The sequence below is a fragment of the Bradyrhizobium ferriligni genome, assembly GCF_056837965.1.
The window spans coordinates 1-12,303 of sequence record NZ_JBXEJO010000022.1; the positions used below are offsets into that span (position 1 = coordinate 1).

The 12,303-nt window shown below is 61.9% G+C and carries 16 protein-coding genes and 2 tRNA genes; 6 read left to right on the top strand and 12 right to left on the bottom strand.

Going from position 1 to position 12,303, the window contains the following annotated elements:
• Positions 1-466: 466 nt before the first annotated feature.
• From AC1VNY_RS14960 to AC1VNY_RS14980, 5 genes are all read right to left on the bottom strand, one after another.
• Complete coding sequence (locus AC1VNY_RS14960) at positions 467-1,243, bottom strand: cyclase family protein (protein ID WP_028342096.1); 777 nt, start codon at positions 1,241-1,243, stop codon at positions 467-469.
• Positions 1,244-2,045: 802 nt separating this feature from the next.
• Positions 2,046-2,122, bottom strand: a tRNA-Pro gene (locus tag AC1VNY_RS14965).
• A gap of 119 nt (positions 2,123-2,241) precedes the next feature.
• The gene (locus AC1VNY_RS14970) at positions 2,242-2,679 is read right to left on the bottom strand and encodes a DUF192 domain-containing protein (protein WP_482405796.1); all 438 of its coding nucleotides are present in this window, start codon (positions 2,677-2,679) and stop codon (positions 2,242-2,244) included.
• Positions 2,680-2,842: 163 nt separating this feature from the next.
• Complete coding sequence (locus tag AC1VNY_RS14975; RefSeq protein WP_028332158.1) at positions 2,843-3,505, bottom strand: cold-shock protein; 663 nt, start codon at positions 3,503-3,505, stop codon at positions 2,843-2,845.
• A gap of 210 nt (positions 3,506-3,715) precedes the next feature.
• Positions 3,716-4,477, bottom strand: a complete 762-nt coding sequence (locus tag AC1VNY_RS14980; RefSeq protein ID WP_482405720.1) for an SIR2 family NAD-dependent protein deacylase — start codon at positions 4,475-4,477, stop codon at positions 3,716-3,718.
• A 252-nt stretch (positions 4,478-4,729) separates the two neighbouring features.
• On the opposite strand from AC1VNY_RS14980, the gene AC1VNY_RS14985 reads away from it, so the two are divergent.
• Entirely contained in the window at positions 4,730-4,891 is a 162-nt protein-coding gene (locus AC1VNY_RS14985; RefSeq protein ID WP_162832435.1) for a hypothetical protein, read from the top strand.
• 427 nt (positions 4,892-5,318) lie between these two features.
• On the opposite strand, the gene AC1VNY_RS14990 is transcribed toward AC1VNY_RS14985, so the two are convergent.
• Positions 5,319-5,504, bottom strand: a complete 186-nt coding sequence (locus tag AC1VNY_RS14990) for a hypothetical protein (RefSeq protein ID WP_482405797.1) — start codon at positions 5,502-5,504, stop codon at positions 5,319-5,321.
• A gap of 255 nt (positions 5,505-5,759) precedes the next feature.
• Positions 5,760-6,203, bottom strand: coding sequence for a GrlR family regulatory protein (locus AC1VNY_RS14995; RefSeq protein ID WP_482405721.1), 444 nt, complete (start codon positions 6,201-6,203; stop codon positions 5,760-5,762).
• A 74-nt stretch (positions 6,204-6,277) separates the two neighbouring features.
• Here AC1VNY_RS14995 and AC1VNY_RS15000 point away from each other — a divergent pair, with 74 nt between their 5' ends.
• From AC1VNY_RS15000 to AC1VNY_RS15015, 4 genes are all read left to right on the top strand, one after another.
• Positions 6,278-6,451 (top strand): hypothetical protein, encoded by a 174-nt coding sequence (locus AC1VNY_RS15000; protein WP_018271496.1) that lies wholly within the window; start codon positions 6,278-6,280, stop codon positions 6,449-6,451.
• Between the two features lie 68 nt (positions 6,452-6,519).
• Positions 6,520-6,747, top strand: a complete 228-nt coding sequence (locus AC1VNY_RS15005) for a hypothetical protein (RefSeq protein ID WP_482405722.1) — start codon at positions 6,520-6,522, stop codon at positions 6,745-6,747.
• Between the two features lie 1,017 nt (positions 6,748-7,764).
• On the top strand, positions 7,765-8,217 hold the full coding sequence (locus tag AC1VNY_RS15010; RefSeq protein WP_028342102.1) for a VOC family protein: 453 nt from the start codon (positions 7,765-7,767) through the stop codon (positions 8,215-8,217).
• A 348-nt stretch (positions 8,218-8,565) separates the two neighbouring features.
• Entirely contained in the window at positions 8,566-9,207 is a 642-nt protein-coding gene (locus tag AC1VNY_RS15015; RefSeq protein ID WP_482405798.1) for a glutathione S-transferase family protein, read from the top strand.
• An 18-nt stretch (positions 9,208-9,225) separates the two neighbouring features.
• On the opposite strand, the gene AC1VNY_RS15020 is transcribed toward AC1VNY_RS15015, so the two are convergent.
• Together AC1VNY_RS15020 and AC1VNY_RS15025 are read right to left on the bottom strand one after the other, a co-directional pair.
• A complete protein-coding gene (locus AC1VNY_RS15020) occupies positions 9,226-9,474 on the bottom strand; it encodes a hypothetical protein (protein WP_482405723.1) in 249 nt (82 codons plus the stop codon).
• Positions 9,475-9,604: 130 nt separating this feature from the next.
• Positions 9,605-9,862, bottom strand: a complete 258-nt coding sequence (locus tag AC1VNY_RS15025; RefSeq protein WP_018271493.1) for a PilZ domain-containing protein — start codon at positions 9,860-9,862, stop codon at positions 9,605-9,607.
• Positions 9,863-10,411: 549 nt separating this feature from the next.
• Here AC1VNY_RS15025 and AC1VNY_RS15030 point away from each other — a divergent pair.
• A complete protein-coding gene (locus AC1VNY_RS15030; protein ID WP_482405724.1) occupies positions 10,412-11,053 on the top strand; it encodes a methyltransferase domain-containing protein in 642 nt (213 codons plus the stop codon).
• Between the two features lie 310 nt (positions 11,054-11,363).
• Here AC1VNY_RS15030 and AC1VNY_RS15035 read toward each other — a convergent pair.
• The 3 genes from AC1VNY_RS15035 to AC1VNY_RS15045 all read right to left on the bottom strand — a co-directional run bounded on the left by AC1VNY_RS15035 (position 11,364) and on the right by AC1VNY_RS15045 (position 12,162).
• Positions 11,364-11,438 (bottom strand) — tRNA-Glu (locus tag AC1VNY_RS15035).
• Between the two features lie 145 nt (positions 11,439-11,583).
• Positions 11,584-11,730, bottom strand: a complete 147-nt coding sequence (locus AC1VNY_RS15040) for a hypothetical protein (RefSeq protein ID WP_482405725.1) — start codon at positions 11,728-11,730, stop codon at positions 11,584-11,586.
• 84 nt (positions 11,731-11,814) lie between these two features.
• Positions 11,815-12,162, bottom strand: coding sequence for a hypothetical protein (locus AC1VNY_RS15045; protein WP_482405726.1), 348 nt, complete (start codon positions 12,160-12,162; stop codon positions 11,815-11,817).
• Between the last annotated feature and the right edge of the window lie 141 nt (positions 12,163-12,303).

Genomic DNA, 12,303 nt, shown 5'->3' on the forward strand with positions numbered 1-12,303 from the left:
GGTCGCGGTCGCGGGTGGGGCTATGGCCGCGGATATGGATATGGCCGTGGCTATGGCTACTACGGCGGTTACGCCGGTCCCCGTTGCTGGTGGACCCCGCGTGGCGTTCGCGTTTGCCGGTGGTAACAACCGGCCGGTCGACACAAGCGATATTAAAAACATGAAATCAGGTGCGTCGGTCCCGACGCACCTGATTTGCTTTTTGGGGGTTGGTTCGCCTGCCGGGCTTGGCTCAGCTGCGGCACGCAAGAAAGAGCCCCGGAGACGCCGGGGCTCTAGTCACGGGAGAGAACGCTTCCGAAATCGGGACGCGAGGACGAGCCGGCGGCCCGATCACCCAATGCATCTACTGCGTGCATGAAAGCAGATTCGGCTGCCTCAAGCTGTAGCCGTGCCGCAACAACCCGCCGTAATGCACAGCCTGTCCACCGGTTCCCGAAGCTGGCCGATCACAACCCCGGCGCGCCTAGCCGTCGAGGATGGCGACCGCCCTCGTCCAGCCCGCCGACGCGCGCTCGATCTTCACCGGGAAGCACGACACCATGAACCCGGTCGACGGCAGCTGCTCGAGATTGTGCAGCTTTTCGATGTGGCAGTAGCCGATGTGGCGCCCGGCCTTGTGGCCTTCCCAGATCAGGCTGGCGTCCCTGGTCTCGGCGTATCTCTTCGCGGTGAAGACGAACGGCGCGTCCCAGCTCCAGCCGTCGATGCCGGTCAGCCGCACGCCGCGCTCGAGCAGATACATCGTCGCCTCGTAGCCCATGCCGCAGCCCGAATTGACGTAGTCGGGCTGGCCATATTTCGCGCCCGCGCTGGTGTTGACGACGACGATCTCGAGCGGCGACAGCGCGTGGCCGATGCGCTTCAGTTCGGCTTCGACATCCTTGGCGGTCGCGACGTAGCCATCAGGCAGATGCCGGAAGTCGAGCTTCACGCCCGGCTGGAAGCACCATTCCAGCGGCACCTCGTCGATGGTCCAGGACCGCTCGCCGCGGTTCATGGTCGGATGGAAATGCCAAGGCGCGTCGAGATGCGTGCCGTTGTGGGTGGAGAGCGAGACCTGCTCGACGGCCCAGCCCTGCCCGTCGGGCAAATCATCGGCCTTCAGTCCATCGAAGAACTGCAGCATGCGCGGCAGACCCTGCTGGTGATCGATATACTGGATGGTCGGATGATTGCCGGGCGGATCGGCCGGAACGTCGTTCTGCAGGGGAACGGAGATATCGATCAGTCTGCGCGCCATGGTGCTTTTCTCGCGGGATTGGTCTTGTCGGGTCGAACCACCCTGCCAGCGCGCGCGCGTTATCGGCAAGCCACATCCGCTCGAGATCGCAGCTCACGATGTCGTGGCTTGGACTGCGGCAAGGCGGCGCAACGTTGAACCTATCCCCCGCCCGTACGACCCATTGGCACTGGGGATTTCAGGGCCCAGTATTTCGACGGCGCCGTCTGGACGAGCATATTCCGTCCAGGCGGCGTTGTTGCATCGGGCGAGACAATCTCGGCCGAAGCCTGGTTACCCGTGCCAGAACGCTGTTCACGCACAGAGCGCCACAGAAACAATCCGTGTGCTCATGTCGCGCGGATTGCCGGTGGTGTTGCCACGGCGATACAGAGATACCCCCACAACGATGCTAACCAACCTGCATCTGAATCAAGACGGGGTTGCGTCGTGTCGGGATTTGATCACTGGAACGGTGCAGATAGAGCTTACTCGTCCGTAGAAGCGCCACATCTGCGCGATGAGCAGCAGCAGTTCGACCGCTATCACAAATTCGACGACCCCATCTCTCGACCGCCGGAGAGTGGCTCAAGAACCGTGATCCTCGATCGCTACAACCCGCCGACTCGTTGATCTCGTCAACGCCCGGGCGGCTGAAGTTGCGTGGAGCGCGGGGCTTCGGTCCCGCGCTTGCTATCTCAGGGTACCAACTGACCGCGATTTGTGGACCAAGTCAGACACGAATGCCGAGCACGCGCCGATCATAAGCATCGCGTCCGCCTCATCTACCGACGGAGCGTCTCTGTTAAGTCTTTGATTTGGATGGTCGGGGCAGCTGGATTCGAACCAACGACCTGCAGTACCCAAAACTGCCGCGCTACCAGGCTGCGCTATACCCCGACATTTCCGAGAAGCCCCGTGGATACACGCTTCAGTCAGCGCCAGCAAGGCACGGATGGGGGCTTCGTGCGGCGAATCCGGCACCAGTTTCCGCCCGGAAATCGCGTCAAAACCGGATGCTAACGGCCGCCGAACAGCGGATGGGCAATCCGGTCGCCGGGCTGGATGCCGTATTTCTGCGCGGTCCCGGCAATCACCTCGAGCACGCCCTTGGCGAGCCCGCGCGACGGAATGATCCTGGTCGAAAGCGGCTCGGTGTTTTCGGCGATCCGAAGGATGCGCCCGTCGGCGCGGATGAAGATCATGTCGAGCGAGATGTAGGTGTTCTTCATCCACATCGACACTTCCTGCTCCGGCGAGAAGTCGAACAGCATGCCTTTGCCGTCCGCGAGCTCCTTCCGGTACATCAGGCCGGTCTCCTTCTCCTGCTCGGTGGTCGCCATTTCGACCGAGAAGACGTGCACGCCCGATTTGGTGACGATCTCGAGCGGCTGGACGCTGGCAGAATGCGCGGCCGGGATCAGCAGCGCGCCGAACATGATGACGAGCGAGGCCATCAGCCAGGGGCGAAGCCGCTCAACAATGCGAACGAAATCCATCGACAAATACCCACACCGGAGACAATTTTCCGGCGGACCCTAACCCGACGATTGCGGCAAATGCCAGAGCCGAGAAGACTCGCCGGCGGCTCACGTTTCCGTCAGGGAGTCCGTTCAGGCGCTAATGCGACGACAGCGCCGACGGACCGGTCTCCGGGTGGATCTCGGCGGCCATCATGCCCTTGGAGCCGGGCCCAAACCGCACCAGCACATACTGGCCGGGGCGCAGTTCGGTCATGCCGAAGCGGCGCAGCGTCTCCATGTGTACGAAGATGTCGGGTGTGCCCTCGCCGCAGGTCACGAAGCCGAAACCGCGCAGCCGGTTGAACCACTTGACCTGCGCGCGCTCGAGCCCGCTGGTTGCGGTCACCGTGACATGGGTTCGCGGCGGCAACATCTGCGCCGGATGGATCGCCGTCGATTCGTCCATCGAGACGATGCGGAAAGCCTGGTAGCCCTTCGCGCGCTGCACGCATTCGACGACCAGCCGCGCGCCCTCATAGGCGGTCTGATAGCCGTCGCGCCGCAGCACGGTCACATGCAGGAGGATGTCGGGCCAGCCATTGTCGGGGACGATGAAGCCGTATCCCTTCGAGGCGTCGAACCATTTGATGACGCCGGAAACCTCGACGAGGTTGGCCGCGGTGTCGCCGAGACCGGAGAAGGCATCCATCGCCGGATCGCGCGGCGCGCTTCCATACTCGCCTTGACCAATCCTGCTTTGCCCAACTCCGCCCATCGGCGGTCCGCCGAGCTTCTTGGACTCAAATCCGTCCGACCCCATGACCCCGGACCCCACACATCAAATGCAGATCGCCGTCGTTGCGGCGCACCCTGTACACGCTGCTCTCCATGACCAACTCACTCGGACTGATTTTGGACGCGGCGCGAATCTCTCAACCAAAAGATAACACTCCCGCTTGCGGGGCATAGCTAAAAAACGATTCTTGCGGGAACTATGAACAGGCTTGCACAGCCGCGAATCAATCGGGCATCAATTGCCTACGAAAGGACCAAGCGTGTCGCCGATGTCGTGGCGGATCACCAGATCGGCGATGTCGTCCTGATCGGTCGGCTCGTTGTTGATGATCACGAGCCGCGCGCCGCTCTCCTTCGCCATCATCGGAAAGCCCGCGGCGGGCCACACCACAAGCGATGAGCCGATCGCCAGAAACAGGTCGCAGTGCCTGGAGAGTTCCGCCGCGCGGCGCATCGCATCCTCAGGCATCGATTGCCCGAACGAGATCGTCGCGGTCTTCACCGGATCGCCGCAGTCCGCGCAGTCGGGCGCGCTGCCCGTGTTGTCGAACTGCTGCTTCACCCACGACAGCTCGTAGTCCTTGCCGCAGCCGATGCAGCGGCCATAGGTCGTGTTGCCGTGCAGTTCGATCACGTCCTCGGCCTTGAAGCCCGACGTCTGATGCAGGTTGTCGATGTTTTGCGTGATGATGCCGGGAACCTTGCCGGCCCGGTAGAGCGACGCAAGCGCGCGATGGCCGCGACCGGGCTTGGCCGCCGCAAAGGTCTGTTCCATCGCAAAGCGGCGCCGCCAGGACTCGTCGCGCGCGTCCTGGCTGGCGACGAACTCGTCGAACGGAATCGGCCGGTTGCGGGTCCACAGCCCGCCGGGCGAGCGGAAATCGGGAATGCCGCACTCGGTGGAGATGCCCGCCCCGGTGAACGGCACGATGGACGACGCCTCAGCAATCATGTTGCCGAGCTGCTCGACGCCGCTGCGCAAGTCTTTTGCGATCACTGAAAACAATCCGGTTGGCCGCAGCGACTATAGCACGGCCAGACCGATTGCGAGCTCAACCGTCGCGCGAGCGATCGGCTGCCATCGAGGTGCCTTGATCGATCGGCTTGCGACCAGCCGCCTCGGCGCATCCGCTTCGTCGCTCTTCCACCGCCTCAGCATCATCACATTCCTGCACTGGCTGCTCCGCATTGACGCCCAATTCGCCGACGCCAATGCGCCCGGGATAGGACCACGGCCAGGAGGATGGGCATGACCGATCAGGAAGACCGCGTCGCGCGCGAGCGCGAGGAGATCGTCGCACGTGTCGCCAGCTTCAGGGCGACGCAGCAGAAGTTCGAGCGCGATCGCCAGGAATACTACGACAACACGCTCGGCAATGCCTGGAGTGGATTTCAACGCAAGACCGCTTAACGAAAGGCCGCTTGATGCCCTGCCGGGCGACCGCGGTCATGGTCCGGGCACCGCGATTGCGCCATGAGGCGCAAGTGAGAAAGCCCGGAGCGGCGTGCTCCGGGCTTGTGGCTATTGCCAGTGCCGCTGTGCGATGGTTCCGGTTCCCTTGAGCGTTTTCCTTTCCGATCGGATCGCTCGAAAACGCGCCAGCCATGCGATAGCGCAAAGCTACCATCGGATAGCGCTGGAACAAAAATACAACCTCAGAGATTAGCTTGACGGAGAACGAGGTTGGCGTCGATGCCGGCATGGATGGAACTGCTGCTTAACGTGATGGGCTTTGCCGGTTTCATCGGCATCGCGATGTATCACAAGCATCCGAACGGGAAGCTGCCGGACTGAGCGCCGGCGGCTCGTGTCAACTGGCCGCTCCCCGGCTTGCCCTTCAGTTTGTCTTCCGAGCCTCTCCCGCGGTCCGGACCAGCCGGTCCGATTTCACAAGCACTTTGCCGCTCTCCGGCAACGGCCGAAGCCAGAAGCTGATCGCGACAAAAGCCGAGCAGAACAGCAGCCCCACCACCATCACGCGCCGGTGGGTCGGTCGATCAGCACTGTGGAACGATGGCATCATGGCGATCACCCGCAGCCATCCCAATCGCAATCGCAGGTGGTGACAACACGATGCTGCCCTTAACCTAACCAGGTAGGGTTAGCGGTGGCCGGGTAATGCCTCGTCAGGGAAGTTCCGATCAGCCGCCGCGGCGGGATTCACAGCGATATCCCCCGCTTGTCCGCAGCAAATTCACAGCGACGACGGCTCCAATTATCCAACAAAATACGGATCTTGCTGCACCCTCGTCCACAGCCTCACGCCGCGTGCGCGCAATCAGGCATTCGCCAGCCGTTTCAGGGTGGCCCGGAAACCCAGGCTGCGGGTTCCAACCAGCACGGTCCCGAACACCTCGGCCTCGTCGCCGCTGAACGTGCCGGAAAACCCGCTCGTCACTTCCTGTCCGGCGAACAGCGGACGGGTGAACGGGTCGGCGAACGGCGAATGCTGGTTGGTGCTGAGATGTCCCTTCCAGGTGCCCTCGCCGACCGTGTAGGCCCCGATCGACCAGAAATACGGCCCGCCGCCGATCAAGAGACCGTCGCGCAGGATCAGGATGCCGCTGTCGCGGCCCCTCACGCCGTCGGTCATGTGGATGTGGATCGAATAGAGCCCGTTCTTCATCGATCGCGCCGCCCGGTCCTGGCGGCCCGCAGTATGGCTCCAATCCGGCCGGCGTGCGAGCAGGCCGATGCCGTCCGGCCGTCCGAATCGGCGCAAAACGCGGGCTCCCGGGCGCTTACAAATCGTTAAGAAAGCCCTGACAAGGTTCGATCCTCCGGAGGGAGAGAGCCATGCTCGTATACCCCGTACCTGTCGAAGTGACGCAAGCCAGAGTGCAGCTCGTCGTCGACCAGACGGCGAAGGAGCAGCCGCGCATCATCAATGAGGATGTGCTGGATGTCTTCGCCGCGAAGAACCAGGCCGACCGTGAAGCGGTCGAGACCATCCTCGACATCAAGGTGTGAGAGCGGCGCCAGCCGACAGGAACCTCTCGACTGCGCGCGGGTCATCCTGGTGACGCCAGGAGGCGCCCATGTGCAAGCTCATCGCGGTCACCGTCCTCACCCTGGTATGCGGCGCGGCCTTTGCCCAGGATACAGGTCCCGCACCGCAGAGCGGCATGGAACGGCCTGAAAACACCAACGGAGCCACTCAGAGCGGCGCGATGGACACCACGGGGATGGATGTGAGGCGGGCCAACAAGTCCGAGATGAAAGACACAGCAAAGGGTGCGGCGAAAGGGAACGACGCAAAAAAGTAGGTTCCCACGACCAACGTCCGGGAGCTGCGTCCTTGGCGACTTCAAAAAAAGGAGGCGCCCTTAAAAAAATAGGGAACGAGTCTCTCGTTCCGCCGTTGGTCTGGTGAGCGGTACAACGAGGGAGAAATCCACCGGAAATATCAGCTCAACAAGCCCCGTCAGCTTACTTCGGTAACTGGCGGGGTTTTGGTTTCTGGAGCCGGTCGGCCAGCTGGCGGACCAGTCCGCATTGAACAAGCGCAACGGCACATCACGCGTGGTGCCGGCAGCTCACCGCCCTGTCGGCTTTGGAAGGACCCCGCGAATCCCCCTCGCGGGGTCTTTCTTTTGAACCTTTTGCACGGCGCGAGGACATAAAAGGCGCTGGGGATTTCAGGGCCCAGCATCCGGCGCAGCGCTGTGGGACGAACATACTCCGTCTACGCGGCGCTGTTGCATTTTACAAATTCAACCTTAAGTTTGGTCTCCGACAGTTGACGGCTCACGCCCTGAGAGATCCCCAGTCCGTCAGCTGGGAAAGCCCCGCATCCAGCCTGCGGGGCTTTCTATTTTCCGGACCCAGGAACTTTCCGCGCGCAGCGACATTGTATGCCCGGTTGCCGGCACGATCTCCCCAAGGCCGGTCGGCATCAGACCTCGCGAGCCCACTCGCGGGGTTTTGCGCTTTAGAGGACGTCCAACCTCGCGCGTCCTTGATTGGCCGTGATCGGCAATCGGTGCGATAGAGGCCGCGCCTCCAAGGCTCGACCACAAGCCCCGTCCCAGAAATTTTGCTGGGCGGGGCTTTCTTGCATCCGTCGCTGCGCAAGCGTGTCGCGGCGCGTTCCGTCCATACCTGGCTGCGTGATCGCGCGGCGCAACGGGAGCCAGCGCTCGCGAAGGCGTGAGCATGCAAAGGCGAAATGCGGTCGGCAAAAGTCGCGCAAACCCCTGCCCCGCGCCGCGTTTTGCTGCTATTTCTTGCCCCGTCTCGCCCGAGCCCAAACAAAATCTCTGAATCTGCAGGAGGATAAAAAAATGCGCTATCTGCACACCATGCTGCGCGTCCGCAATCTCGATGTCGCAATGAAATTCTATCAGGACGCGCTGGGGCTGAAGGAAGTGCGCCGCATCGACAATGAGAAGGGCCGCTTCACGCTGTTGTTTCTCTGCGCGGAGGAAGATCTCCATCTGCTCAAGTCGCTGCCGCAGACCCGCGGCGCGCCGCTGGTCGAGCTGACCTACAATTGGGACGAGGAGAAATACGGCGAGGACCGCCATTTCGGCCATCTCGCCTACGAGGTCGACGACATCTACGCGACCTGCGAGAAGCTGATGAAGATGGGCGTCACCATCAATCGTCCGCCGCGCGACGGCAACATGGCGTTCGTGCGTTCGCCCGACCTGCACTCGATCGAGATCCTGCAAAAGGGCGAGCCGAAGGCGCCGGCCGAGCCGTGGGCGTCGATGCCGAACACCGGCCACTGGTAAACACCGCGCCCGCACCCACGTTCCTGTCGGCATTTCGCTTTTGCTGAAGCGTGGCGCGATCGCGAGGAACGCGACACGATCGTTGACGTTGCCTCCTTACAAGCATGCGAGGAGGCAACGATGGGAAGAGGAATTTTGCTTTGGCTGTTGGGTGTGCCGATCCCGGTGATCATTGTGTTGTGGTTGTTGTTCGGTCACTGACGGCGTCTTGATGCATAGTTATCGGCGAGGCTCTGCCGCGATGCGGCGGAGCCTCTTTTTTTGCTCTCGGTACAATTCACCCCGCGCTTTTCCCTGACGCTTCAGCTATGAACGCGCGCAAAGCACAACAGCGGGAAGAAACGCGTGATGGACAGCAAGCCGCAACTGACGATCTGGGGCCGGGCCAATTCGGTTAATGTGCAGAAGGTGCTCTGGTGTCTCGCCGAGCTCGACCTCTCCTATCAGCGCATCGATGCCGGCATGCAGTTCGGCAAGAACGATCAGCCCGACTATCTCGCGATGAATCCGAATGGCCGCGTCCCGACGCTGGTCGACGGCGACTATGTGCTGTGGGAATCCAATTCGGTGATGCGCTATCTCTGCATGGCCTATGGCCAGGGCGCGCTGCTCTATCCGCAAGCGCCGAAGGCGCGCGCCGCCGTCGACCGCTGGCTCGACTGGACGCTGTCGACGCTGCAGCCGGTCGACCGGCCGGTGTTCTGGGGCCTGGTGCGCACGCCGCCGGAGAAGCGCGACATGGTGCAGATCCAGAAGGACGCCGATGCCGAGGGCGTGGTGTGGCGCGTGGTCGAGGCGCAGCTTGCAAGGCGCCGCTTCATCGAAGGCGACCATTTCACGATCGCCGACATCGCGCTCGGCGCCTTTGCGCGGCGCTGGCTCGGCGTCGAGGGCGTCAGCAAGCCGAAGCTGCCCAATCTCGAACGCTGGTTCGGTGAGATCGCGGGGCGGCCGGCCTTCGTGCGCTTCATCGCGCCGCCGATGTCGTGAACGCGGGCGGCAAACCGCTTACCGTCCGCGGCCGGACATCCCGCCATCGACGCTGATGCCGCCGCCGAGCTTCACGCACGTGTCGGCGCCCTCGACCTTGACGAAGCCCGGTCCGTACGACGCGCAAGGATTGCTTCGCGTCGCGGATTTCGACGGCAAGGTTTTGCCGGCGTCGGTGGGCGTCTGGAAATTGCGGCGGTCGCCCTGCTGCGCGAACGCAGCGGCGGGAAGCAGGACGGCGACGATGGCGAAGCAGGTCTTGCGCATCCGCCCTTCTATCCTGCCCCACCGGATGAGGCTAGCTCATGATGCGATCGGGAAGAATTGCGGCATGAGCTTGCTTCTTTCTTGAGCATGATCCGTTCGGAAAACCGGATCCACTTTTCCGGATCGTACTCTACCGCACGAACTTGACGCCGAACGTCCTGCCCTCGCGCCACACCACTTCGCAGGCGCGCCCGGTGCGGGCGTCGCGCGAGAACGCCAGCCGCAGCTTGGCCGGCAGCGTGTTGTTGTCCTGGACCGTGATCTTGGCGCCCGATGAAGACATGTCCTCGACCACGCAGGGCCGCGCGGCGAATCCGCCGTCGAGCGTGATCCAGCCGGATTGCCGCAGCGATTTGCGCGTTTCGCGCTTCCTGGTCCCTGGAGCCATCACGTCATCCCGGGCCCAGCCGTATCGCCGTTGGCTTTACAAAGGGTTGCGAAAGAGAAGCGGATTGCAGCGATCTCGGATTGTTCACACCTGCCAGCGCGGCACGGCGCCGTTGCAAATCCGGATTTCGAAGTCGGTTCGGACTCCGCAAGTGACATCCTGGCTGACTTGGCTGATCTGCTGCATGGCTTGGTACCAAGCGGAGCGCGGCTGCCTGACTGCTGCCAAGTGCTGCGGTGACGTCGTTGCCGTAAATGCCCGCCAGCGTTCACGCGATACTCACATCGTCGCTCATCAGGAACGCGGGCTTGGCACCGAACACAATTGATGAAGCGACCTTGGCCTTCTCCGTTTGGTGGCGAGTCCGCGCGGCTTGGGCCACAGCAAATCTCGATCGATAAATGCCGCACTTGATCGGATTGATCGTGGTGCGTATGCTCTTCTCTTTAATTGAAGGGAGCGGGCGACTGCTGCACATCTCATTTCCATTTGCTGGGGCTCAGTTCGATATTTGCAATACGGTAGTGTGCCACCTTCAAAGGAAAAACAATGGACGGTCTCTCGCCAACCACCATTCGGCAACTTTACGAACACGCTCTCGATGCGCCCGGTCCAAAGACGTGGTGGATCACGCGCCTCGCGATGTACAAAGCGCTCCATCGCGCTCTATCGGAATATGACGGAAACGAAAAAACCTGCCTTTCGATCTCCGGATCGAAGGGACTCGGTGTTGAGCTCGGGCTGACCAAAACGAAATACACAGAGGTCAGCTATCCCGATGCCAACTTCATAGATTTGCCATTCGAAAGCGGCACTTTTGACTTCTGTGTCTCGGACCAGGTTCTCGAACACGTCGAGGGAGATCCCCAAAAAGCATTCTCTGAATCAATCAGAGTTGTGAAGCCGGGCGGCTACGTCTGTCACACGACCTGTTTCGTCAATGGCATTCACGCGGCGCCGAAGGACTTTTGGCGCTTCACTCCGGAATCGCTAAGGCTGTTATCTGACAAGGCGAACGCCGAGTCGATCGCTTGTGGGGGATGGGGCAACCGCGAGGTGATCGGGTTGATGGCATCCCCGCTTCGGATGAAACCCATCCCGGACGATCCTGCCAATCCAATTTACCAATTGGCATTACGAAATGAGCCGAGCTGGCCCATCGTCGTGTGGATTATTTCCAGACGAAATTGATCCAGCGGTTCTCACAGTCGCGCAGCAGCCCGAAAAGTCTGGCCTGACGTCATGCTCCGAGCAGCGCCAATCGCAATCGTAAGCCCCAATCAAGAAGCAGCTTGCGGCAATTGCTGGTCTGACGGCAGAGCAGAGACAAGCGCCGCCAGTTTACCAAAACCGTTCCGGCCCCAGGTGCGGCGATCGCCGCGCTTGGGGGCGCACGTCCCGTAGGTGCTGAACTGTCGCGAGATCGACCGGGTGATGCGCCGAAAATGTCAATCCAGACACTTAAACGTCTGATTTTGTGGAGTCTTCAGCTTGGCCGTGATGGCGCTCCCTAGCGGAATCGAACCGCTCTCTCCACCGTGAAAGGGTGGCGTCCTAACCGATAGACGAAGGGAGCAAAACTCCCGGCAAATCAATACGTTAGACGTGAGATGCGCCGGACAGGCCACAGCCCTCAAGCCGCGACGGGCGAACGTATAGTGGCGATTGGCCGGGCGGGCAAGCGTTCAGAGCGCTTTTCCCGGATTGCAGGTCACTGGAGATCACCTGCAGGACAATCCGGCCTCGATCGAGGTCCAGAAGCCGCAATGCGTCGGCACATGTGCATGCGCCCGCGAGCCGCCGACGTGAATCAGGATTGCGGCGGCAAGCGCGACGACGACGGGAACAATGAATCTTCGGATCGACATGGGCCTGCGCATCGACCGACATCGTGGCCTAACTAAGGCCTGCGAGCGGGCTGGATGTCCGCCAACAGCGCTCAGCGCCAGCCGCTAGTGATTGCTGGCAACATCCTGACGATTATTCGGCTGCGCCGCCGCCACAGGCGTCCGCTTGATGCAGGTGCTGCAGATCACGAGCTTGCGCGCCAGCCGCTCGTCGGCATCCGCTTCCGACAGTTGCTCAGGTGATGTGTCCGCCACCGCGGGCGACGCATTTCGCGCATGGCGCCGCGGCTGCGGAAGATTGGGGTCCTGTCCGGCACCGTCCCAGGCCAGCGGACCTGTCCCCGGCGGCGGCGTGGTCATGCTGTATTGCTGCGAAACCTGCGCGCAGGCGCCGAGCGCGATCGGAAAAAACAGCACAGCGGCCTTGCGAGCCCAGTCCCGGAATGCAGACATGATCACACTCTCACGCTATTCGTACTGCGACCTAAGAGCAGAACCGCTAAGAAATCGTTTGCCCTGATTGTTCCGTCGCACCCAACCACGACGGCATCAAGACGGGATTGAGGCGCCAAGGAGCAAATCGAGGCGCAAATC

What these genes read in the sequence shown, in the direction of transcription:
- AC1VNY_RS15025 (WP_018271493.1), bottom strand. Translation starts at nt 9,862, where the DNA reads ATGGCTCCAGGGACCAGGAAGCGCGAAACGCGCAAATCGCTGCGGCAA.
- AC1VNY_RS14990 (WP_482405797.1), bottom strand. Translation starts at nt 5,504, where the DNA reads ATGATGCCATCGTTCCACAGTGCTGATCGACCGACCCACCGGCGCGTG.
- AC1VNY_RS14970 (WP_482405796.1), bottom strand. Translation starts at nt 2,679, where the DNA reads ATGGCCTCGCTCGTCATCATGTTCGGCGCGCTGCTGATCCCGGCCGCG.
- AC1VNY_RS14975 (WP_028332158.1), bottom strand. Translation starts at nt 3,505, where the DNA reads ATGGGGTCGGACGGATTTGAGTCCAAGAAGCTCGGCGGACCGCCGATG.
- AC1VNY_RS14960 (WP_028342096.1), bottom strand. Translation starts at nt 1,243, where the DNA reads ATGGCGCGCAGACTGATCGATATCTCCGTTCCCCTGCAGAACGACGTT.
- AC1VNY_RS15010 (WP_028342102.1), top strand. Translation starts at nt 7,765, where the DNA reads ATGCGCTATCTGCACACCATGCTGCGCGTCCGCAATCTCGATGTCGCA.
- AC1VNY_RS15000 (WP_018271496.1), top strand. Translation starts at nt 6,278, where the DNA reads ATGCTCGTATACCCCGTACCTGTCGAAGTGACGCAAGCCAGAGTGCAG.
- AC1VNY_RS15040 (WP_482405725.1), bottom strand. Translation starts at nt 11,730, where the DNA reads ATGTCGATCCGAAGATTCATTGTTCCCGTCGTCGTCGCGCTTGCCGCC.
- AC1VNY_RS15030 (WP_482405724.1), top strand. Translation starts at nt 10,412, where the DNA reads ATGGACGGTCTCTCGCCAACCACCATTCGGCAACTTTACGAACACGCT.
- AC1VNY_RS15045 (WP_482405726.1), bottom strand. Translation starts at nt 12,162, where the DNA reads ATGTCTGCATTCCGGGACTGGGCTCGCAAGGCCGCTGTGCTGTTTTTT.
- AC1VNY_RS15020 (WP_482405723.1), bottom strand. Translation starts at nt 9,474, where the DNA reads ATGCGCAAGACCTGCTTCGCCATCGTCGCCGTCCTGCTTCCCGCCGCT.
- AC1VNY_RS15005 (WP_482405722.1), top strand. Translation starts at nt 6,520, where the DNA reads ATGTGCAAGCTCATCGCGGTCACCGTCCTCACCCTGGTATGCGGCGCG.
- AC1VNY_RS14985 (WP_162832435.1), top strand. Translation starts at nt 4,730, where the DNA reads ATGACCGATCAGGAAGACCGCGTCGCGCGCGAGCGCGAGGAGATCGTC.
- AC1VNY_RS15015 (WP_482405798.1), top strand. Translation starts at nt 8,566, where the DNA reads ATGGACAGCAAGCCGCAACTGACGATCTGGGGCCGGGCCAATTCGGTT.